This window comes from Paenibacillus amylolyticus (genome assembly GCF_051136285.1).
Lineage (GTDB): Bacteria > Bacillota > Bacilli > Paenibacillales > Paenibacillaceae > Paenibacillus > Paenibacillus amylolyticus_F.
This window is the reverse complement of record NZ_CP194938.1, coordinates 1,364,616-1,388,010: the sequence shown is the minus strand read 5'-3', so window position 1 is coordinate 1,388,010 and position 23,395 is coordinate 1,364,616. Positions and strand designations below refer to the sequence as shown.

General features: G+C 46.3%; 15 protein-coding genes and 1 pseudogene. 15 read left to right on the top strand and 1 reads right to left on the bottom strand.

The annotated features are described in order from the left end of the window. Positions 1-227 precede the first annotated feature (227 nt). The 9 genes from ACR8BL_RS06155 (at position 228) to ACR8BL_RS06115 (ending at position 13,990) form a co-directional block, all read left to right on the top strand. A complete protein-coding gene (locus ACR8BL_RS06155) occupies positions 228-2,021 on the top strand; it encodes a histidine kinase (RefSeq protein ID WP_434751788.1) in 1,794 nt (597 codons plus the stop codon). Then, positions 1,996-3,609 (top strand): response regulator transcription factor, encoded by a 1,614-nt coding sequence (locus ACR8BL_RS06150; protein WP_434751787.1) that lies wholly within the window; start codon positions 1,996-1,998, stop codon positions 3,607-3,609. Before ACR8BL_RS06155 ends, ACR8BL_RS06150 begins: the two co-directional genes overlap by 26 nt. Before the next feature lie 181 nt (positions 3,610-3,790). Then, on the top strand, positions 3,791-4,777 hold the full coding sequence (locus ACR8BL_RS06145; RefSeq protein WP_434751786.1) for an ABC transporter permease: 987 nt from the start codon (positions 3,791-3,793) through the stop codon (positions 4,775-4,777). Between the two features lie 17 nt (positions 4,778-4,794). Next, complete coding sequence (locus ACR8BL_RS06140; protein ID WP_434751785.1) at positions 4,795-5,703, top strand: carbohydrate ABC transporter permease; 909 nt, start codon at positions 4,795-4,797, stop codon at positions 5,701-5,703. Between the two features lie 129 nt (positions 5,704-5,832). After that, the gene (locus ACR8BL_RS06135; protein ID WP_434751784.1) at positions 5,833-7,362 is read left to right on the top strand and encodes an ABC transporter substrate-binding protein; all 1,530 of its coding nucleotides are present in this window, start codon (positions 5,833-5,835) and stop codon (positions 7,360-7,362) included. A gap of 161 nt (positions 7,363-7,523) precedes the next feature. Continuing rightward, entirely contained in the window at positions 7,524-8,222 is a 699-nt protein-coding gene (locus ACR8BL_RS06130) for a hypothetical protein (RefSeq protein ID WP_434751783.1), read from the top strand. A gap of 552 nt (positions 8,223-8,774) precedes the next feature. Then, positions 8,775-10,511, top strand: coding sequence for a sensor histidine kinase (locus ACR8BL_RS06125; protein WP_434756609.1), 1,737 nt, complete (start codon positions 8,775-8,777; stop codon positions 10,509-10,511). 34 nt (positions 10,512-10,545) lie between these two features. Further along, a complete protein-coding gene (locus tag ACR8BL_RS06120) occupies positions 10,546-12,174 on the top strand; it encodes a response regulator transcription factor (protein WP_434751781.1) in 1,629 nt (542 codons plus the stop codon). Positions 12,175-12,298: 124 nt separating this feature from the next. After that, positions 12,299-13,990, top strand: a complete 1,692-nt coding sequence (locus tag ACR8BL_RS06115) for a sugar ABC transporter (RefSeq protein ID WP_434751780.1) — start codon at positions 12,299-12,301, stop codon at positions 13,988-13,990. Positions 13,991-14,109: 119 nt separating this feature from the next. On the opposite strand, the pseudogene ACR8BL_RS06110 reads toward ACR8BL_RS06115, so the two are convergent. After that, positions 14,110-15,668: pseudogene (locus tag ACR8BL_RS06110) on the bottom strand (IS1182 family transposase). A gap of 341 nt (positions 15,669-16,009) precedes the next feature. Here ACR8BL_RS06110 and ACR8BL_RS06105 point away from each other — a divergent pair. The 6 genes from ACR8BL_RS06105 (at position 16,010) to ACR8BL_RS06080 (ending at position 23,389) form a co-directional block, all read left to right on the top strand. Continuing rightward, positions 16,010-16,900, top strand: a complete 891-nt coding sequence (locus tag ACR8BL_RS06105) for an ABC transporter permease (protein ID WP_434751779.1) — start codon at positions 16,010-16,012, stop codon at positions 16,898-16,900. A gap of 29 nt (positions 16,901-16,929) precedes the next feature. After that, on the top strand, positions 16,930-17,808 hold the full coding sequence (locus ACR8BL_RS06100; protein ID WP_090924410.1) for a carbohydrate ABC transporter permease: 879 nt from the start codon (positions 16,930-16,932) through the stop codon (positions 17,806-17,808). Positions 17,809-17,840: 32 nt separating this feature from the next. Then, positions 17,841-18,926 carry a glycoside hydrolase family 53 protein gene (locus ACR8BL_RS06095; RefSeq protein WP_434756608.1) on the top strand — a complete coding sequence of 362 codons (1,086 nt, stop codon included), beginning with the start codon at positions 17,841-17,843 and terminating at the stop codon, positions 18,924-18,926. 53 nt (positions 18,927-18,979) lie between these two features. After that, positions 18,980-21,052 carry a beta-galactosidase gene (locus ACR8BL_RS06090; RefSeq protein ID WP_434751777.1) on the top strand — a complete coding sequence of 691 codons (2,073 nt, stop codon included), beginning with the start codon at positions 18,980-18,982 and terminating at the stop codon, positions 21,050-21,052. Between the two features lie 232 nt (positions 21,053-21,284). Further along, complete coding sequence (locus ACR8BL_RS06085; RefSeq protein ID WP_434751776.1) at positions 21,285-22,724, top strand: NAD-dependent malic enzyme; 1,440 nt, start codon at positions 21,285-21,287, stop codon at positions 22,722-22,724. Continuing rightward, positions 22,724-23,389, top strand: coding sequence for an HD domain-containing protein (locus ACR8BL_RS06080; protein ID WP_434751775.1), 666 nt, complete (start codon positions 22,724-22,726; stop codon positions 23,387-23,389). The genes ACR8BL_RS06085 and ACR8BL_RS06080 overlap by 1 nt, the downstream gene beginning before the upstream one ends. Positions 23,390-23,395 lie beyond the last annotated feature (6 nt).

The following is a 23,395-nucleotide window of genomic DNA, read 5'->3' as shown; positions in this document are numbered from 1 at the left end:
AGTTCAGCTTATAGAGCAGGATTTTTTTTACATTCAGAGAATTATATGAGTGACACGAAGCATACACACGACAGGGGCATATGACTATACCAAGTCACGATAACACACATCCGTGAGTCACCGAACCTGATAGACAACGTTAAACCGAGGTGATTACAATATACATGCCATCTGAAGGAAGAAATTAGAAAAATTCAGCTCAGCCTGAATCAAAAGGACGGTAATGTATGAACTTGATCCGTTCATTGCGCTTTAAGTTTATTGTGGGACTTACACTAATCATGTTGCCACTTTTTATGTTGTTGTACTACAACAACGTATATGCCATGAAGGTTGTGCGTGATAAGGTATCCCTCACCAATATGAATCATCTGGCCAAAAACGTGGAGCAGAATGAGCGCGTATTACAGGAGACGAATCGATATCTATATAGTTTGGGTGAGCGTGACCCTGATATTATCTCCCTGTTTTTTCTTGAATACGGAAGTGGAGACTATACCATTGCCAAGCAGCGTATTATGAACAAATTTATGACCGATATCGGTTTTTACAATCTCATTGATTCTTTTTATTTGTATGATGCGGTGAATGATGACCTGTTGCTGGCGACCGCAGGCAATTATGATATTAAAAAATCGGTGGTACAGCGCAACATGCCTGCCCAGATGCGCCAGTTGGAGGGTGACATTCAGAGGCCAGAATGGAGCATTGTCCGCGGAGGAACATTTAATGCGCTTGTGAAAACGGTACGGATTAATCAGCAGTTCTATGCCGGGGCACTGGTTGATATGAATGCACTGAATGACCCACAACAGTTTTCTGAATCGGGGGACAGAGGCGGTGCGGTTATCGTTACACCTGATGGCAGAGCTTTATCCGATTCTATGTTAAATACTGGACAAATCAAGTTGGTCGCGGATCATTTGACCGGTTTGAAAAGTCCATATCAGGTGATCTCTGAAACGGGTAGCGGGGCTCGTCAATATTTGATGGTGGGTATTTCATCCGCTATGTCGGATATGAACTATGTCGTGTTATTACCAGAGGAAGATATGATGCGCAATCTGCCGTTTTTCCAGCAGATCATCAGGCTGCTTCCGATTGGGGCGGCCGTTATTTTGATTACGGCGCTTTTCTTCCTGCGGCAGCTTCTGTTCCGTCCGATGAATGCGCTAATTCGGGGCATGAGAAGAGTCAGTCGTGGTGAATTGGATGTGACGCTGGAGGCACCGTCTTCGTCTGAATTAGAGTTTGTGACACGCAGCTTCAATCAGATGATTCAGGAAATTCAGCATTTGAAGATTGATGTGTATGAGGAGCAACTGCGTACGCGAGAGGCGGAATTCAAGCAATTACAGATGCAGATTAATCCTCACTTTTATCTGAACTCCTTGAATATTATTCATAGCCTGGCATCCCTTCAAAAGCATGAACTGGTGCAACAGATGGCTGGTCATCTGGCTGATTATTTCAGATCCAGCTTAAGGGCTGGCAAACGTGTGATCACACTGCATGAAGAGATAGAGCATATTCGGCATTATCTTGAGATTCAGAAGCTGAGATTCCCGAGCAAGCTCGATTTTGAACTGGATATTGGCCCTGATGTGGGGCATTATGTACTGCCGCCGCTGACGATTCAGCCTTTTGTAGAAAATGCAATTATACATGGATTTCAGCGCAGAATGCAGTCGTTTGTGATTCGTATTACCGTTCGCCTGACAGAAGCATCCAGCAGTCAAGCCGGCGAAGGTGTACTCCAGCTTCAGATTATAGACAACGGCGTCGGATTTCCAACAGAGCTCCTGGGACACCTGCAACAGGGACAATATGCGAAAGATCCCGGAGGGCAGCACATCGGCATATGGAATGTCGCCCATCGGTTGCTGGTGAAGTATGGCCCGGAAGCAGGGTTAACGTTTGAAAATAGGACAGACGGAGGCGCAGCAGTAAGCATATATTTGCCTGCTCAGACCGAAGAGCAAGAAGGAGGAACTCATGCGGAACCTGTTGATCGTGGATGATGAAGTGTATGCCCTGCAGGCTATGCTGGAGGGAGTTGACTGGAAGGCAGCCGGGATGGACCAGGTGTTTGGGGCATGTGATGTCGAGGAAGCAAGACAAGTCATCCGAACCCATGCCATCGACATTCTGATCTGTGATATCGAGATGCCTGGAGAAACCGGACTCGATCTGCAAAGCTGGGTATTGAAGCATGATCCTGGCATCCTGACCATTTTTCTGACAGGTCATGCATTGTTTGATTATGCCCAGACCGCCATCAAACTGAATAGCTTTGATTATCTGTTGAAACCTGCTCCCGTAGACCAACTGCTTAAAGTGGTTACACGGGCTCTGGATAAAATCAGGGATGGAGAGCAACGCACCCGAACGAACGAAGTTTACGAAACCGTATACAAACGGTGGAAAACCCATAAACCTTTACTGACTGAACGATTTTGGAAGGATGTGGTGTCCCAGCGCAGTACACTTACGCCACAAAGGCTGCAGCAACTTGCAGAATTGTACGGTGCGGAGATTGATCCTGCGGTGCGTGTATTGCCCATCGTGATTTCAGTTGAAGAGTGGGTGCGTGAATTTAATCTGCGAGATGAAGAGGTGCTGGAATACGCTCTGCGCAATGCAGCCAGAGAAATGTTGCTTGGAGATAAGCCAGGTGAAGTGTTTCAGGATCACAGCGGGTTAAATATTGTGCTTGCCTACGAGCAAGATGACGTCATCCTTGCTGCAAGTGAGGCGGAACAGCGCTGCCAGCGTTATATTCAGGAGTGTGGCACATACTTCTATTGCCGTTTGTCCTGTTATGTAGGTGCACCCGTATCTGTAATCGAACTTCAAGGGATGTTAAATGAACTCATGGATATGGAGCGGCGTAACATTAAAGAGCTGGAAGAGGTTTTTGTTTACGACGAGCGTGATCGGGATCAGGAAGACCGTTTTTTGCCTATCCCATGGTTCTCCGAGCTGTCTATCCTTTTTGAAACAGGTAAAGTAGAAGATTTGCGGGAACGCGTGGATGAAATCTTCGAGTTGCTTGCTGCCCAGGAGGGCTTATCTCCAGAGATACTGCGCCTCTACTTTCATGCCATGCTGCATGTTGTCTACCCGCTGTTGCATCAGAAAAATGTGTCCATCCGCAGCTTGTACCCCGGCGAACGGGAGCCGGAAGAAACGGTGGTCACAAGGTCATTGCCGCAGCTGAAGCAGTGGACCCTTGATCTCATTGAACGTGTCATTCCGATTTTATACCCGGATGATCAGAACCCGATGTCGATTGTGGATCAGTTATGTATCTACATTGAGAACCACATCGGTGAAGAACTGATGCGCGAGGAACTGGCTGCTTTTGCTGGATTTAACCCGGCTTATCTGTCCCGGTTGTTCCGTAAAGAGAAGGGGATGTCACTGTCCGAATTCATTCTTCAGCGCAGAGTAGCCATGGCGAAAACGCTGTTGTCTCAATCCACCGTCAAGGTGACAGATATTGCAGGTAAAGTGGGGTACTATAACTACTCTCATTTTACGAAAATGTTCAAAAAATGCACCGGAATTACGCCGCAAGAGTTTCGCAAACAATCCAGAACCGTGTAATCAGGCGCAGCATGCTGCGCTCTTTGTTTGTTTTTTATGGTATGAAAGTCATAATTTGATAACTGAATAGGTCACCACAGCAGATAGAGGACCTGATCGACCCGCCGTATACTTGAACCACAGGAGGCGCACGGAGCTTTATCCTGAGGAAGAATTCAAGAGGAGTGAGGGAGAACACGTTATGAAGACACAACCCCAGGCGGGTAAGGGCGTACGAATATCGGAGATACCGGAAGGCACGGTTCGGAAACGCAAGTCCGTGTTATTCAATCTTGGTAAGTACAAAGTGCTTTACCTGATGTTTTTGCCAGGCATTCTGTTTCTGCTGGTAAACAATTATATGCCGATGTTCGGCGTTCTGATCGCATTCAAAAATGTAAACTACGCGGATGGAATATGGGGAAGCCCGTGGAGCGGGTGGGATAACTTTAAATACCTGTTCTCCACCAGCGATGCATGGGAGATTACGCGAAACACCCTTGCATACAACACCGTGTTTATTGCACTCAATCTTACGGTCGGTGTAGGCCTGGCCATTTTGCTTAACGAGGTTAAAAACAAAGCGATGTCCAAACTGTATCAGTCGCTGATGTTGCTGCCTTATTTTTTATCGATGATCGTAGTTAGTTATCTCGTTTTGGCTTTCCTCGGCAAGGACTCGGGATTTATGAACTCCACCATACTGCAAATGTTTGGAGGGCAGCCGATTGACTGGTACTCTGAACCGAAGTATTGGCCGTACATCTTGCCGCTTGTGAATACATGGAAAAATATCGGTTATTATGCTGTCATTTATCTGGCCGCTGTAGTCGGCATTGATGAAGAATATTATGAAGCGGCTGTGCTGGATGGTGCATCCAAGTGGCATCAGATTCGTTTTATCACCATTCCTTTTCTGATTCCGCTGATCGTTATAATGACACTGCTTCAGATTGGTCGTATCTTTTATGCAGATTTCAGCTTGTTTTATCAGGTTCCGCTGGAATCAGGCGCGCTGTTCCCTGTAACCAACGTACTGGATACGTATGTATATCGGACATTCCTCATAGGTGGAGACATCGGGATGTCATCTGCAGCAGGTTTGTATCAAGCAATTGTCGGTTTTGTCCTGGTGCTAGTGTCCAATACCATCGTTAGACGGATCGACAAAGATAACGCATTATTTTGAGAGGAGGCAAGTCAGTTTTGAAAACACGTGATCCATTAGCTGTATCCAAGCGTTCCGCAGCCGTCATTCATTTCATGTTTCTATTCTATGCCGTTGCCTGTATCGTGCCGATCATACTGGTCTTCGCCATCTCTTTCTCGGACGAGACAACCGTTATCGCCAATGGTTACAAGCTTATACCGGAGCAATTCAGCCTAACGGCCTATGAATTCCTGTTTAAAGATATGGATCAGATTCTCCACTCGTATGGCATATCCATCATAGTTACAGTCGTAGGTACGATCACGAGTGTTGCTTTGACCGCTCTATATGCTTATCCGCTCTCGCGGAGAGATTTGCCATACCGCGGCTGGTTCGCCTTTTTCATCTTCTTCACGATGTTGTTTAATGGTGGACTTGTTCCTTGGTATCTGGTTTACGTCAACGTGCTGGATCTGAAAAATTCTATTTTAGCCTTGATCATGCCACTGCTGTTATCACCGTTTTTTGTACTCGTGATGCGCACATTCTTTGCGAACTCCATTCCGGTATCCATTCTGGAATCAGCACGCATTGATGGAGCAGGTGAATTGAAAACGTTTTTGCGCATTGTCCTGCCGCTCTCGCTGCCCGTTATGGCAACCGTTGCGCTCTTCAGTACGCTGAACTACTGGAATGATTGGTATCTTAGTATGATTTTTATTTCGGATAACCGGACGATCAGCCTTCAGTATCTTATGTACCGGACGCTGCTCGATATTCAATATTTAACAACCAACTCCAACGTTTCTTCACAGATTTCGTCTCAGGGCGGACTTCTCAATCTGCCAAACAAAACGCTGCAAATGGCAATGGCTGTCGTTGGTATTGGTCCAATTGTACTGGCATATCCATTCTTCCAGCGTTACTTCATCAAAGGTCTGACAGTGGGTGCTGTGAAAGGATAACTCCGGCCGGTTAGGGAGTGAGTAGGATCAACCGAAGATAGACGAAAGGGCATATACAGAAAGCTTGCCGTTTATTAGGAATTGGGGCTAAACGGTGAAAGGTCCATCATATGAACAGGAGGGGTTCAATTGGTTCAAACATTAAAAGGTTGGTCACGTATGACGGCGGCGGCCATGGCGCTGGCACTGGTGCTTGCTGGCTGCTCGTCCGACAAGGGGAACACAGCAACACCGGGTGCTGAAGGCAATACGCCGAACACAAACAATGAAAAGCCTTATGAGGTTTCCTTGTTCTATCCGGGAACACCTCAGAAAGATGTTGCTCTTGTGGAAGCCGAAATCAATAAAAAGATGGAGCCGAAGATTGGAGCTACGATTAAAATCAATGCGGTGGACTGGGGACAGTGGGATAACAAGCTGAACCTGATGATCTCCTCGGGGGAAAAGGCAGATATTATTTTCACCGCTGCTTGGCAGAACTACACGGTAAACGTGGCAAAGGGCGCATTCCTGCCGCTGAATGATCTGCTGGATGCACACGGTCAGGATATCAAGAAAAATCTGGACCCAGCTTTCCTCGAAGGTTCTCAGGTGGATGGCGTGAACTATGGTGTACCAACGAACAAGGAACTTGCAGCCACTCGTGGTGTACTGGTGCGCAAGGATTTGGCTGACAAATACAAATTGGATCTGACAACCGTAAAAACATGGGCTGATCTCGAGCCTTTACTCAAAACGATCAAGGAAAATGAGCCTGCAGTAACACCGTTCTACATGTCCAATACGAATGGTAACGGACTATTGGAAAATCTGGATTGGGATTACCTCGGTGATGCTTCTGTACCGGGTGTGATTTCCAAGACAGCTGGCGGTACAACGGTACTAAACGAGGTGGAAACACCGGAGTTCAAAGAAGCAGCCGAGCTTGCACGTAAATGGTACCAAGCGGGTTACATCAACAGTGATGCAGCAACGTCCAATGTATTCCCGAAAGATCAGGCCAAAGCCGGAAAAGCCTTTATGTGGACGGATGGCATGAAGCCAGGTAAAGACAAGGAAGAAGAAGGGTATGTAGGACATCCGCTCACGCAAATTGAGATGACAAGTCCAACGATCACAACTGGTGATGCCTCTGGAGCGATGCTTGCGATCTCCCGTTCTTCTGAACAGCCGGAGAAAGCAATGCAAGTAATTAACTTACTTCACTCCGACAAAGAAATTAACAACTTGCTCAACTTCGGTATTGAAGGCAAACACTATGTAAAAGTAGAAGGTCAAGAGAACATCATTAAGTTGCCTGACGGCGTAGATGCAAACAGCCGTACCTACAATCCAGGTGCACAATGGCAACTGGGTAACCAGTTCCTGAACTATCTGTGGGATAACGAAGATCCGCAGAAATGGGAGAAGTTCAAGGAGTTCAATGCCAAAGGTGTAAAATCTCCTGCCCTCGGGTTCACCTTTAACAGCCAATCGGTTAAAAACGAAATTGCGGCTGTAAATAACGTCAATAAACAATTTAAGCCGGGCATGACTTCGGGTGCTGTTGACCCGAACGAGATGATTCCGAAGTACTTGGAAAAATTGAAAGCAGCAGGCATCGATAAAATTATCGCGGCCAAACAGGAGCAATTAGATGCATTCCTGGCTAAAAAGTAAAAAAATATTCTGACGAAGTAGTCCATCAAATTTACTTCATCTGGCAGGACGCAAAAGGGGATGTTATCGGTGAAAATCGGTAACTCCTTTTTGTGTTTGGATTGTTAATCAAAAATAGGAAAATTATGATATAATCAGGGGGTTGATTAGGAGGTGTTTGCATGTCGAGAACCAGGCTTGTGTTCTCAGTGGCTTTATTGCTGTTTGCTGTCATCTTTACCTTTAAACATCATCTCGGTTTTTCAGTAGGTGATTCATTATTGTTATTCGTCGGTATTTCCCCCTACACGACATCTTATTTAAGTGGTGTACATATCACGATGTATTTTGGACTTGGCATGTTGGCTTGTGGATATTACCTTACACGCAAGGAGATCATGTGCAAGTTTCCACTCTTGGCAAAAACGTTGTGGATGGGTGTTCTGATCATCATATTCAGCTATTCATATATGACGGACAAGCTAATGTATGTCGTGAAATGGGAAGCCACGGGTGTGAATAGCTTATCTTATATGCAGAATGATAGCTCGTGCACCTATGATGTGTCGTCGAATGGGCAAGCTTTTGCCACTTGCAAATTGACGCTGAAAAATTATAGCAGTTCAGCGGTCGCGGCTATGATTAAGCCTGATCTGGCTGAAAGTTATCACAATCAGGATGACCCGCTGTCCAATTCCTTAAAGTCGGTTCAGTTACAGGCGGAATCCATTCAGATCAAGCCCAGGACAACTTTTACAGGGAAACTTGAATTCTCAGGTGTGGCGAAATGCCCGCTGGAAGTGAGTGGAAACTTGAAGGGTATCGTACTAGATGTGGCGGTGGATGGGACAGATACAATTTTTGATTACGACATTCCTTAATATGTGTTAAACAGACTTTAGATCCAAGTACATAAAATATAATGCATCACATGCAAAAGAAAAAGTAAAAGGGAGTCTTTGCGTACGAACAGAACCGGCTATTGCCGGTTTTTTCGTATGGAGAAGTTGAATTTAGTGCTGAAAAATTGCTTTTATCTCCTTTCCCGTCGAGTTCATAACGCTTACGATGAATAGTGGCACACTCTATTTATTTTCATGTGCAAGAAATAGATTGTATTTACAGCAGACTTGACTACAATTAATGTCACTATATAAGTTGATTTTTTTACACGTAAACGGAGAGGACGGAAAAAAACTGAAAAAGCGAAGCGCTCGCCTAAAAGCTTTCTGCAAGAAAGCTGCATCGGAAGCATACGCTTATCCCCGGATTTTCCCCCTTTGGAAAAGGGAATCCAAAAAATCCGGGGATAACAGCGATTGGAAGGTTATTCTGTCATCGGAGTGGACTGTGTAAAATCGTTAGTTCAACTTCTATAGAAATTAGAAAATCAAGAGAAGCGAGATGAAACTTCTATGTCATACCGGACAAATTTGTTTTCCAAGATGGTCATTTTAATTCTGATCATGCTTATTCCCGTTGTGCTCCTGTATTGGTATTCTAATCATAAAACAACGGCCGTACTAAGGGCTGAACTGAATCGTTCAAACAGCAATCAACTTGAATTTTTCCAGAACCAGGTCAACACCAATATTGAGTTATTATCTTCTTGGCCTAACCTGCTGATTCATGACCCGGATATTACGAGCTTTCGGCGTATATTTGCAGAGAGTCGTTATTTTGATCTGGATGCAATCAATCTCGTCAAGCGCATTCAGAACAAGCTGAGCATTCAGGAAAGCTCGTCTAATTGGGAGACCAAATTATATCTGTATTCTCCATCGCTAGGCAGGGTGATCTCGGAACGGGATGCTCGTACTTACGACAAGCAGGCTTTAAAAGAAAGTCTCATTTCTGGCTGGGATGTGCACAAAATTAAGGATGGGCAAAATGATCGCTTCAAGTTCAGCTGGATCACCGTATCTCCTTATGGGATCGAGAATCCTGCCGAGAATGCAGAAACGATCATCAAGCTCGAATTTGACAGTGATAATATTCGGGATATGCTGGATAAATTCAAAGGCGACGGCAGACATGACCCGTTCTATTTTCGTGAAGAAACAGGGGTAATCTATAATCGGACATCAGATCACACGTTGACCAATCAGTTGATCAAGGAATTATCTAGCCGTGCACTGCAAGACGTGGAAAATCGCACGATCGTCATTGGGAATGAGCCGTATATGGTCAATTCTGTGAAATCAAGTACAACCGGCTGGTATCTGGTGGATTATATGCCGCTATCGGATATTTTGAAACCGATTCACCAGTCAAACCTCCTGTTTTATTCTGCGATGATTTGTCTGTTGCTGATGAGCTGCATTGCTGCGTATCTGTTATATGTTCAGGTTCAAGTGCCGGTGAAACAACTGATCCGTGGTTTCCAGCGCTTGAAGCAAGAAGATTACTCGGTTCGTATTGAGCCAAAAGGCCGTAATGAATTCAGCTTTCTGTCCGAACGTTTTAATTCAATGGTGGAAAAGATTCAGCAATTGTTTGAGCATGTATATCTCGAACAGATCCATGTTCGGGAAGCGCGCTTAAAGCAGCTGCAGTCACAGATTAACCCGCATTTCTTCTATAACTGTTTCTCGTTTATTACGAGTATGGCGAAGCTGAAACGGGTGGATGCCGTTGTAGCCATGTCTCACAATCTGTCAAGATATTACAGGTATACAACAAGACAGGAACGGGATGTTGTTCCGTTGTCGGAAGAGATTGAATTTGTAACCAATTATCTGGAAATTCAACGTATGCGTATGGAACGTATTCATTACACCTTGGATCTACCGGAAGAGATGCTGCGAATTGAAGTGCCGCCGCTGATCGTACAGCCTTTGGTCGAAAATGCAGTTATCCATGGGATTGAAGCAGACGCCGAAGCGGGTGAGATCCGAGTCTCCGGTGAACAACGGGACGGCACCATGTTTTTGATGGTTGAAGATGATGGGAAAGGCATGACACAGGAAGAACGTGAAGCGCTCCTGATCAAACTTGCAGGGGCGATGGATCAGGAGATGGGCTGTGGATTATGGAACGTGAATCAGAGGCTTCAACTCAGGTATGGAGGGAAGGGCGGCATTCAAATCACAGCATCGGAGCTTGGTGGAGTATGTGTGATCTTGTCATGGCCAGTGGAACAACAACCTCTGCTGAATAACGAAGAGTGAATAGTGAATAGAAGTGGACTAGGGAGTGACTCAATTGATCGATATATTACTTGTTGATGATGAAACGTATGTAACGGAAAGTTTGGAGTTAACGATTCCTTGGGGGGAGCTTGGAGTCTCGACGGTGCTGCGTGCAGCATCGGGCAAGGAAGCACTGGAAATCATCGAGGAAAATGCTGTGGACATCGTTGTTACAGACATTCGGATGCCCGGTATGACAGGTCTTGAGCTGATTGCGGAAGTGAACCTGCGCTGGCCTCATGTACGCTGTATTCTGCTGACAGGTCACAGTGACTTTGAGTACGCCAAAAAAGCGATTCAATTGCAGGCTTCTGATTACATTTTGAAGCCAGTTAATGATGATGAGTTGATGCATTCGGTTTCAGCGGCGATTACCTCACTGCGGGATGAGTGGGATGAGTTCGACAAGTATCATCGTCTGCTATACAGTCGTAAATCGGATTACAAAATTTTAAGAGAGAATCTTATGCATGATTTGTTGCTTGGTCGAGAGATTTCATCGAAAGCTGTGCGGGAGCAGTTAGAACAATATGAGCTTCATATGGAGCCGGAGCAGCCTGCGGTGATGATGTTGATTCGGCTTACCGGACGTTTTACGACTATGGATGATCAATCGCTTGATCTGATGGATTTTGCTGTGGGGAATATCGCTGAGGAAGTGCTAGGAGAGACATACCATGTCTGGTTCAGCCGCGGGCCTCATGATTGTTTGGTTATGTTTTTGCAGAACCGGGATATGGAAGGGGTATCTCCGGTAGGGAATAACACCATGCGAGATGCGGCTCAGACTTTCCGGGAGCATGTAGTGCGTTACCTTCAAGGGGATTTGTCCGTCGTTGTGACCCCGCCATTTCCTTTTCATGAACTCACGAACATGTATCGAAAAAGTCTGGGATCTCTTATTCTCTCGGGACCGGAAGAGCATAAAATCATCTATATCGATATGGAAAATACGATAAACAAGCGTCCTGACAATGATGCTGCTCAGGCTCTTGACGAGTTATACAAACCACCGGTATTGCCTCAGCTGCTGGAGACCAAACAATGGGAGGCAGCAGCCGCAAAGTTGAATGCTGTATTTGATGCGGCGGAGCGGGTTTGTTTATCCAGAGAACATGTGTACGAGATGTACTTGTCGGTTACCAATGCTTTTATGTACATCGCCCACAAACAGGGTCACTTGGTTCATGAGATTGATCATGCGGGGTTTGACCTGTTACTGGCTCATCAGTTAATCCAATCTCCAGAGAAGTTGCGGCGCTGGGCGATGGACATGCTGGCGAAGCTGCAGGAGGAACTGTCAGACCAGGAAGGTGCACAAAGCCGCAGACATGTCATTAAACAAGTACAGGAACTGGTAACCAGAGACACCGGGCAGGATCTCTCCGTGAAGATGATCGCGGATAAAGTCTACTTACATCCGGTATACCTTTCGAAGATATACAAAGCCGAGACAGGCGAGGGGCTGGGAGATTATATGATTCGTATGCGTATGGAACGTGCGTTGTATCTGCTCAAAAACACAAATAAAAAAATATATGAGATTACGAGTGAACTGGGGTATCAAAATCCGCAATATTTCAGCAAAATGTTCAAAAAACATTATGGGTTAACACCAAATGAATTCCGCGATCAGACATAAATACAACATGATTCGAGCATATAGGTTGGTAAAGGTGCAGAAATCTTGATTTCGTATCATAGGCTGATGTACCTGACCCGTCCTATAATGAAAGGGTAACCAAAACGATTTAAGGGGGAACAACATGAGAGCGCAATCAACGAAAAAGAGATTCTTGTCGCTTCTCGCTACAACGCTGTGTCTGACTGTCGTGCTTGCAGGATGTTCGGGCGGCAATGAAAGCAAAGAGAGTGCAACACCAAGCTCCACGGGAGCTCAAAATGAATACAAGGAAAAGTATGACCCGGCAGTGACGATCACAACCGCATGGGGAATTGACCCGGAACTGAAATTCAAAAATGGCGAATCGATGGAAAATAACGTCGCTACCAAATGGGCGAAGGACAAATTCGGTATTGATATTAAATCCCTTTGGTCTGTAACCGATACAAACAGTGCATTTGCAACCAAACTTCGTTTGGCGATGTCCTCTGGTCAGGAAATGCCTGATATCGTTACGATTGGACAACCGGACAATCTGGTTGCTCAAGATTTGATTGACTCTGGTATGTATCAGGAAGTTGGACCGTTGTTTGATAAATATGCTTCAGACACATGGAAAAAAGCAATGGAGCAAGATCCAAACGTATGGAATCAATACAGCCGTGACGGTAAAAAAATGGGTATTCCCGTACTGGATTACGCGTACAACAACGATTACTTGCTCTGGATTCGTCAAGACTGGCTGGACAAGCTGAATATGAAAGCGCCAAAAACCATTGACGAGCTGGAAGCCGTAATGGAAGCGTTCAAAAATAAAAATCCGGATGGATTGGCTCCAGACAAAGTAACACCGCTCAGCATTGGTTTCAAGAAGTCCATGAACACCTGGATGGGCGATCCATCCTGGATCTTCGGCGCATATGGTACATTACCGCAACAATGGAATGTAGGTGCAGATGGCAAGCTGGAGTATGGTTCTATTAATCCAGGTATGAAACAAGGTTTGACGAAGCTGAATGAATGGCTGACAAAAGGTTATATTCCTCAGGAAGCAGCGCTGTGGGATGAAAACAAAACGGCAGAACCGGCAGTTGCAGGTACGGCCGGCATTATTCCAGGTCCTTACTGGATGAGCGGATGGCCACTGAACGATACGGTGAAAAATGTCCCAGGTGCAGTTTGGAAACCAATTGAGATTCCAAGTGGTCCTGATGGCAAAGCGATGCGTCATGGTACAGCATTTGTCAATGGTGTTACTTTGATCAAGAAAGATATGGCTCACCCAGAAGCCTTCTTTACGTATCAAAACTATCTGTTTGATAATTATGCAGATCCGAAACCAGGAAGTGAATATGACAACGGTCTTTTTGCAGGCTATGACTATCAATTAGATGCAAACGGAAAACAAAAACGCTATGAAGACATTGATGGCGGACATGTCAACGTCGTACGTTATTTGCTCGTGCGTGATGGTGCCCGTATTCCAGACGCACAGATGAAAGCTTTGATGAATTTGGCCAATGGCAAAGAGCCGGAAACCAAGCTGGAAAAAGATGTTGCTGCGAACTATGGTAAAGAGACACCTGCAGCGGCAAAAGTGTTGCTGGAACAGAAAGATATCTCGTTCAAAAACATGTTCACAGGCCCTACAACAAAAACAATGAAATCCAAACTCGACTACCTTAACAAAATCGAGAACCAAACGTTTAATGAAATTATCTATGGCAAGAGCCCGGTAGACTCGTTTGATACTTTTATTCAAACTTGGAAATCCGGTGGCGGCGATCAAATCACGCAAGAAGTTAACACGTGGTATGACGGCGTGAAAAAATAATCCGATTTACGCAAGTGAAAAGAGAAAAGTAAGAGAGGGGGCTGTCTCAAAAGCCTTTAAAAAAGAACATCGGTGAAGAGAAGGAACACCGATACGTCCAAACGAGACCAAGCAGAGGTTCATCCTGATTGGTCTCGTTTACGTTTTTCCGCCATTGTCGCTTTTTTGAGCAGATTATGGGCAAGGCAAAGCCACCCGACCTCCAGGCTTACTTTTTGCAAGCCGCGAAGCAGGAATCTTCGGAATCCCCGATTGTTTTTCATTTGTCCAAACACACTTTCAGGCTCGATCATGCGCCGAACGGAAAGACGATATCCTTCCTCGCTGCGCAGGCGTTCTCGCATCTCGTTTTTTTGCCGCAGGTAGGTCAGGCTTATGGCAATTTCCCGATCTCCTTGGGCCCTGGTGCATATCGATTTCATGGGGCACTGGCTACAATCTTCGCTCAGGTAATGACGGGTGCGAATCGGGTAGCCGCTCTCTGTCACTGTCTGACGTTCCACGCGAAAATGTAATGTTTGTCCAGCCGCACAGGTCCACGTATCTGACGTTTCGTTGTAACTCCAGTTGTCTACTTTACCCATAGCTCGCTGAAAAGTCCTTGTTTTTTCCTTATGGTATGTCCCGTACTTCACGATACCCTGAATGTTTTTTCCTCCAGATAACTGTAATTTTCCTCACTACCATACCCCGCATCGGCAATGACGGTCTTGGGTTTCTGGCCTAGCATTTTTTCCAGATGATCCAGATGGGGCTTCAGACATTTGGTATCCGTAGGCCGCTGGTGGACGCTGTAGCCTAAAACAAACTGATTTTCTGTTCCGATCTGTACATTGTATCCAGGCTTCAATTGACCATTTCGCATGTGATCTTCTTTCATTCGCATGAACGTCGCATCCGAGTCGGTTTTGCTGTAGCTGTTTCGCTCGCCAACAGTTTGAAGCTGATGCTCATATTTTTGCAACCGGGGCAGCAAGTCCTTCCGCAACTGGCGCACCGCTTTTTTGAGGGTTTTGTCCTTGGGTTTTTCGCTGAGTTTTTCTTCTAAGTGCTTCACGGCTTGCTCCAGCTTTTCCGCCGTGAGCGCCGAGGTTTCACCAAGTTCAGGCAGGTCGGCCCCGGTATGGACGGCATCCTCTTCGTTTTCTGCCTCTTCGATGGCTTGAAACAAGGTATGTACTTTTTCTTGCAGCTTGGCCTGGTGCTTGACGACGGCTTTTTTCCACACAAAGGTATAGCGATTCGCATTCGCTTCGAGCTTGGTTCCGTCCAAAAAATAGTGATCCAAGGATACGTATTGCTCCTGAACCAACAGCTCCAGCACATGGGTAAACACGGTTTCGAGCACTGCTTTCATCCGCTCGGAACGAAAGCGATTGATGGTACGGAAATCTGGTTTTTGGCGTGCGGCGAGCCACATGAACATGATATTTTCGCGAACCGCCTTGGCGATTTGCCGGGAAGAATAGATGCGCTGGGTGTAGGCGTAGATGATGATTTTAGTGAGCATTTTGGGATGATAGCTGTGGCGGCCACCACCAGGATATGCGGCGTTGAAAATGGAGTCGCTCAGGCGGTTAACTGCGTCATTCACGACACGCACAAGATGATTTTCGGGGATATCTGTCTCCAAATCCATTGGCAAGAACAGTTGATCCATGGTATATTGAATGTACAAAAGAAGCCCTCCTTAAAGTGGTTGCTCGACACTTCCATTTTACCAAGGAAAGGCTTCTTTTTGTTGTGTAAATTTGAAAACTGGGGCTATCCCGAGTCTTTTTATGACTTATGGGACAGCCCCTTTTTTATTTTTAACGTTGCTGAATGCGTAAAAAAACCTGTAAATCCGTGGCCAAACTGCGTCAGGAGTCCCTCCTCCCGGTACATGTCCAAAGTAGTTGCTTTTGTGCCATTTATATTGCTTTTATGCGCTGTTTGGGGGTGCTGGAAGGTTGATATAATTTGCCTATAGAGCCACTCAGGAGTACTTGAGTAGGAAGAATTACAGGGGGAGCAATCATGAGAACTTTAAAACGAACTTGGCCATTCCACGTAATGCTGCTGCCAGCCATCATCTTTCTGATTATTTTCAGTTATGTGCCTATGGGCGGAATTGTTATGGCATTCCAGGACTACAAACCATGGATGGGCATCAGCGGCTCGGATTGGGTCGGGCTTGATAACTTTAGATATTTATTTGAACGTGATGATAGTTTGCAGGTTATCTGGAACACCCTGATCATCGCGGTACTCAAGCTGATTTTTAATTTGTTTGTCCCGTTTGTGTTCGCTATTTTGTTGAATGAGGTTCGCAAGATGGCCATTCAGCGTACGATCCAGACGTTGGTATATCTGCCTCACTTCTTGTCCTGGGTTATCCTGGGCGGGATTCTGCTTGATCTGTTGTCAACGGGAGGGCTTGTGAACCGAGTGCTCGGCACATTTGGCCTTGGACCATACTTCTTCCTTGGAGATAACGGCTTGTTCCGACCAACGATCATTGTGACGGATGTGTGGAAGGAATTCGGTTATAACATGATTGTTTTCCTGGCTGCCCTAGCCGGCATTAACCCGGCGCTGTATGAAGCGGCAGAGATCGACGGAGCAAACCGCTGGAAGCAAACACTTCACATTACGATTCCGTCACTTGTACCGATGTTGATGGTCGTTGGAACATTGGCTTTGGGTAACGTACTCAACGCTGGATTCGATCAGATTTTCAACTTGTACAATCCGCTCGTATATCAATCAGGAGACATCATCGATACATTCGTATATCGCTCGGCGCTGGAAAATGGAGAGATGGGTTTTGCAACTGCGATCGGATTGTTCAAATCCGTGATCAGTATGGTTCTAATTCTCGTATCCTACAGCCTGGCTAAGAAATACGCCGGATACCGCATATTCTAATCGAATGAACAGAGAAGGAAGGGACTACGATGTATCATAAATCACCATCATATCGCATTTTCAATGTCATCAATATCAGTTTTCTTATTCTGATTGCTATCATGTGTATTGTGCCAATGATTCACGTACTAGCTGTATCGTTCAGTAACAAGGCTGCAGCAGATGCAAATCTGGTCAGTCTCTGGCCGGTAGGGTTTTCCCTCGAAGCCTATAAAAAAACAATGAATAATCCGATTTTCCTGAACTCACTCTGGATTTCACTACTCCGTACCGTCATTGGTACAGGCATTACACTCCTGATTACTTTCCTCGCGGCATATCCGCTGTCCAAGGAAAATAGTGAGTTCAAAGGCAGAACGGTATACTCCTGGATTTTTGTATTCAGCATGATTTTCAACGGCGGTTTGGTACCGTTCTACATGGTTATTCAAAAGATTGGTCTGATGGATTCCTTCTGGGTGCTTGTACTTCCGGGTGCAGTCAATACGTTCCTGGTCATCCTGATGCTTAATTTCTTCCGCGGCATTCCGAAAGAACTGGAAGAGGCGGCGCTGATCGATGGAGCTAATCATTTCAGAACCTTGTTCAGCATCTTCCTGCCGATATCCATGCCGTCCATTGCAACGATTGCACTGTTCAGCATGGTGTTTCACTGGAACTCCTGGTTTGACGGTCTCTTGTACATGAACAATGCGAAAGATTATCCCTTGGCCACCTTCATGCAGACGGTCATTATCAAACGTGATATGAGTACAATGGCGATGAATCCGCAGGAAATGGCAACGATTTCGCAAACGACGGTGCGTGCAGCTCAAATCTTCATCGGAAGTGCGCCAATTCTAATTGTGTATCCATTCCTTCAACGTTTCTTTGTAAAAGGTATGACACTGGGCTCAGTAAAAGGCTGAGCCCCAATCCCTAATCACTGGAGGCTGATATTTTGAATCAATCAACCAATCAACCATTCATTCTTGGCATGGATGTATCATTTATGGACGAGATTGAACAGCATGGGGGCACATATCAGGATGAGCACGGCAAAGAGGAAGATTTGCTGACCATTCTCAAGATGAATGATACAAATGCGATAAGGCTTCGCATCTGGAATGATCCTGTCGGTGGATTCTGTAATCTGGAGCGCACTTTAGAAGTAGCCAAACGAATCAAGGCACAGGGATTACAGTTCCTGCTTGATTTTCATTATTCGGACCGCTGGGCTGATCCAGCCAATCAGTGGAAACCGAAAGCGTGGGAGCACTTGCCCTACGAGCAACTCAAACTAGCTGTGTGCACGTATACAGCGGATGTGCTTCGCACTTTGAAGGAACACGACGCTTTGCCGGATATGGTTCAGATTGGTAATGAGATTACACCAGGCATGTTGTGGGATGATGGGCGTGTCAGCGGTGAAGAGCATGATACCGACGAGCAGTGGCAACGTTTTGCAGGGCTTGTGAAGTATGGTATTGCAGCGGTAAAATCAGTGGATCCTTCGATTCAGATTATGATTCATATTGACCGTGGTGGTGACAACGCCGAAAGCCGCAAATTCTATGATCGTTTTGAAGCGTTAGGCGTAGAATTTGACGTTATCGGTCTATCTTATTACCCTTGGTGGCATGGAACACTGGAAGCCTTGCGTGACAACCTGAATGATCTGGCCAAGCGCTATGGCAAACCAATCAACGTAGTTGAAACCGCATATCCGTGGACGCTTGAACAGCCAGGAGGCATCGAGTGGATCATGAATCAGGAGGACATGTTGCTGCCTGGTTATCCGGCAAGTATTGAAGGACAGACCCAATACTTGCAGGATATGTTACAGATTATCCGTGAAGTTCCTGGTGGTTTGGGACATGGATTCTATTATTGGGAGCCTGCGTGGATTCCGAGTAAAGAAGAGTGGTCTGTAGGACACCCGAATAACTGGGGAAATCTGACGATGTTTGATTTTAAAGGACGCAAGCTCGAATCATTCAAGGCGTTAACGGCAGGGCAAGAGCTGAATGCCACATCCCTCGTTTAAGAAGGCATGCAAAAGCAAAATAATCGTAATACAACAGCAAGGGAGTTTTCATAATGACATACAAATTTCCACCTGTAAGTTCCAAAGCCCCACACATGTTACATGGTGCTGACTATAATCCGGAGCAATGGCTTCGTTATCCAGAGGTGCTTGAAGAAGACATTCGGTTGATGAAACTGGCGAAGTGTAATGTGATGTCCATCGGTATTTTCTCATGGGTATCGCTTGAGCCGGAGGAAGGTGTCTATACGTTTGAATGGCTGGATCAGGTGTTGGATCGTTTCGCGGCGAACGGAATTTATGCCTTTCTGGCAACGCCAAGCGGCGCCAGACCTGCCTGGATGTCGGCAAAGTATCCTGAAGTGCTGCGGGTCTCCGAGAAGCGGGTTCGTAACCTGCATGGCTTCCGCCATAACCATTGTTACACCTCTCCGGTTTACCGGGAAAAAGTAACTGCGATAAACAGCAAGCTGGCAGAGCGTTACTCGGATCACCCGGCTGTCATTGGATGGCATATCTCCAATGAGTTTGGTGGAGACTGTCACTGCGATTACTGCCAGGAAGCCTTCCGAAGCTGGGTTCAGAACAAGTACAAAACATTGGATGAGCTGAATCACTCATGGTGGACAACGTTCTGGAGTCATACGGTGACGGATTGGAGTCAAGTGGAGTCTCCGGCACCACATGGTGAAACTCAGGTTCATGCCATGAATCTGGACTGGCGCCGTTTCGTGACGGATCAGACCGCTGATTTTATCGTACATGAGACAAAACCACTCAAGGCCAAAAATCCCAATTTGCCGGTAACGACGAATTTGATGGAGTTTTATGGAGGCTTGAACTATTGGAAGTTCGCGGATATTCTTGATTTCCTCTCCTGGGACAGCTATCCGACATGGCATGATGCAGAGGACGATGCAAAACAGGCGTCCCGGATTGCGATGATGCATGATATTGTGCGTTCGATCAAAGGTGGACAGCCATTCTTGCTGATGGAGAGCACACCAAGCTCTACAAACTGGCAGGATGTAAGTAAATTAAAGCGTCCTGGTATGCACTTGTTGTCTTCTTTGCAGGCGGTAGCTCATGGATCAGATAGTGTACAGTATTTCCAATGGAGAAAAAGCCGCGGTTCAAGCGAGAAGCTGCACGGTGCGGTAGTAGACCATGTGGGAACTGAGTATACCCGTGTGTTCCAGGATGTGACGGATGTAGGTCATGCACTGCAAAGCATGGAGGATATTGTGGGGACTACCGTTCCGGCTGAAGTTGCGATTATCTTTGATTGGGAGAACCGCTGGGCCGTGAACGACTCACAGGGACCGCGTAACATCGGGGTGAGATATGAGCAGACTGTGGAAGCTCACTATGAAGCGTTCTGGAAAAAAGGGGTAGCTGTAGATGTCATCGACATGGAAGCTGATCTTTCCAAATACAAAGTGCTGGTGGCACCCATGCTGTACCTCGTTCGTGAAGGTGTGGGAGAGCGTATTGAAAAATTCGTGGAACAGGGCGGCACATTTGTTGCCACCTACTGGTCCGGCATTGTGAACGAGAACGATCTGTGTTTCCTGGGTGGATTCCCTGGTCCTCTGCGTAAAACGCTCGGCATCTGGTCTGAGGAAATCGACGGACTGCATGACCGCGAATTGAACGGAATTATTCCAGCGCAGGGCAACGAACTTGGACTTGCTATGGAGTATGATGCAATTGAGCTTTGTGATCTGATTCATCTTGAAGGTGCAAAATCTCTTGCCGTGTATCGTTCTGATTTCTATGCAGGACGTCCAGCGTTGACTGTGAACGAGATTGGTTCCGGTAAAGCTTATTATATGGCTGCACGGATGAAAGCACCGTTCTATGATGACTTCTACGGCAAACTGATTGCAGAACTGGATCTGGAGCGTGGACTTAAGTCAGACCTTGCTGCAGGAACGACAGCACATGTACGTACAGACGGTGATTCCGATTATGTATTCGTTCAGAACTATACGGAGAACGAGAAACAGATTCAACTGGATCGTCATGCTTACACAGATGTGCTTAGCGGCGAATCGGTTGAAGCGAGCTTGAGCTTGCAACCGTACGATATTCGTGTACTGCGCAGAACAGCAAATCGCAAGTAGGTTCAGAATATACATCCAATGATCCGCAGAACGAACGAATCTTGCACATAGAGAAATATTAAAAAAGATTGTCTAGGGCCTTCAAATAGGCATTAAGGCAATCTTTTTTATTTTGTCTTATATGGGGCTTATGGGCTTTTTTTGGACAATATAAAGGATAATCGTGTCCACGTAGCGAAGACAAACACGTAACTTGTCAACTTAAGACTTTCATTGTCTGGGAGGAATTGAAATGAATCAGAGAAATCTGGACGGCAACAGCATTATTATTCGGCTGGAAATGACAACGAAAGATATCAAGTTTGGCGAAGTGGCTTCGGCCATCTCGGAAGCTGGGGGAGACATCATTGCCATTGACGTCATTTCGACCAATCAGGATGTCAGTGTGCGTGACTTGACTGTCGCGGTCACCGATTCGCAGGATAACAGCAAAATTATAGAAGCGGTACGCCAGCTTAAAGGCGTGTCTATCATTAACGTATCGGATCGTACTTTTTTGCTGCATCTGGGCGGCAAAATTGAAGTCACACCGAAGACGCCGATTCATAACCGGGAAGACCTTTCCCGTGTGTACACACCGGACGTAGCTAGAGTATGTTCCGCCATATCGGAGGAACCGGGCAAAGCTTTTTCATTAACGATCAAACGGAATACCGTGGCAGTGGTTTCTGATGGTAGTGCAGTGTTGGGACTTGGCAATATTGGTCCGCGTGCGGCCATGCCGGTCATGGAAGGTAAAGCGATGCTGTTCAAACAGTTTGCGGGTGTAGATGCGTTCCCGATCTGCCTGGATACACAGGATACAGAAGAGATCATTCGCACAGTGAAAGCGATATCACCTGCGTTTGGCGGCATTAATCTGGAGGATATCTCTTCACCGCGCTGTTTTGAGATCGAACGCCGGTTAAATGAAGAGCTCGATATTCCGGTATTTCACGATGACCAGCATGGTACAGCCGTTGTACTGTATGCAGGTCTGATCAATGCGCTCAAACTCGTTGGCAAGTCTATCGATGAGGTGAAAATTGTCGTGTGTGGTATCGGTGCAGCCGGTGTAGCTTGCAGTAATATACTTTTATCTGCAGGTGCGAAGCGGTTGATCGGTGTGGATCGGGACGGAGCGATCGTACGCACGAATTCGTATGATAGTGATGTCTGGACGGAATATGCCGCTCGAACCAATCCCGATCTGGAGACGGGTTCCTTGCAAGAAGTTATTCGGGATGCCGATGTATTCATTGGTTTATCGCGAGGCAATTTGTTGACTCGCGAGGATGTGCAGACGATGGCGGACAATCCAATCGTATTTGCGATGGCTAATCCCGTACCTGAGATTATGCCTGCACTTGTCGAAGATATCGTTGCCGTGATGGCGACAGGACGTTCGGATTATCCGAATCAGATTAATAACGTGCTTTGTTTCCCAGGTATGTTCAGAGCTGTATTGGATTGCCGGGCAACGGAAATTAATGAAGAGATGAAACTGGCTGCTGCTCAGGCGATCGCCTCGTCCATCTCGGATGAAGAGCGTACACGTTATTACATTATCCCAAGTGTATTTAATGATAAGATTGTCAAATCGATGCGCAGTCGTGTTATTGAAGCGGCAATCAAGACAGGTGTGGCAAGACGTGTACCGCGTGAACAAGCTCGTGAAGGCGGAGAATCCTGATGACATTAGATTCATCCACTAATGAAACCATTCTGCGTGCGGCTTGTGCTTTTGTGAAGGAAGAAGCATCCAGACATTCCGACGGGCATGACTGGTCACATATTGAGCGTGTCACTGCCTTGGCGGTCACACTGGCTCAGCACATGGGAGCGGACCCATTCGTATGTGAGCTGGCTGCGTTGCTGCATGACGTACCGGATGAGAAGTTGAATGACAGTCTGGAGGCCGGTATGGCGAAGCTGCATGCTTGGCTGGATACTCAGCCCCTGAAGTCGGCCACTCGTGAGTCAGTAGTGAACATCATCAGCACGATATCGTATGCGGGTGGTCAAAGAGATTCGGTTGGCTCGCTGGAAGCCCAGGTCGTGCAGGATGCAGACCGGCTTGATGCACTTGGAGCGATCGGCATTGCCCGTACGTTTGCATTCTCGGGAGCCCGAGGCCGTGAAATGTACGACCCTTCCTTACCGCCGAGGGAACAGATGACTCGGGAGGAATATCGGAATGGGCGCAGCACAACGATCAATCATTTTTACGAGAAGTTATTCAAGCTTAAGGATCTGATGAACACGTCCTATGGCAAGGAACTGGCCCAGCAGCGGCATGATTATATGGTGCAGTTTGTGGAGCAGTTCAAGCAGGAATGGGCAGGTACGGATCGTTAGAATCGG

Coding starts and splice junctions, on each gene's coding strand:
- ACR8BL_RS06155 (WP_434751788.1), top strand. CDS start 228: ATGAACTTGATCCGTTCATTGCGCTTTAAGTTTATTGTGGGACTTACA.
- ACR8BL_RS06150 (WP_434751787.1), top strand. CDS start 1,996: ATGCGGAACCTGTTGATCGTGGATGATGAAGTGTATGCCCTGCAGGCT.
- ACR8BL_RS06145 (WP_434751786.1), top strand. CDS start 3,791: ATGAAGACACAACCCCAGGCGGGTAAGGGCGTACGAATATCGGAGATA.
- ACR8BL_RS06130 (WP_434751783.1), top strand. CDS start 7,524: ATGTCGAGAACCAGGCTTGTGTTCTCAGTGGCTTTATTGCTGTTTGCT.
- ACR8BL_RS06115 (WP_434751780.1), top strand. CDS start 12,299: ATGAGAGCGCAATCAACGAAAAAGAGATTCTTGTCGCTTCTCGCTACA.
- ACR8BL_RS06105 (WP_434751779.1), top strand. CDS start 16,010: ATGAGAACTTTAAAACGAACTTGGCCATTCCACGTAATGCTGCTGCCA.
- ACR8BL_RS06100 (WP_090924410.1), top strand. CDS start 16,930: ATGTATCATAAATCACCATCATATCGCATTTTCAATGTCATCAATATC.
- ACR8BL_RS06090 (WP_434751777.1), top strand. CDS start 18,980: ATGACATACAAATTTCCACCTGTAAGTTCCAAAGCCCCACACATGTTA.
- ACR8BL_RS06085 (WP_434751776.1), top strand. CDS start 21,285: ATGAATCAGAGAAATCTGGACGGCAACAGCATTATTATTCGGCTGGAA.
- ACR8BL_RS06080 (WP_434751775.1), top strand. CDS start 22,724: ATGACATTAGATTCATCCACTAATGAAACCATTCTGCGTGCGGCTTGT.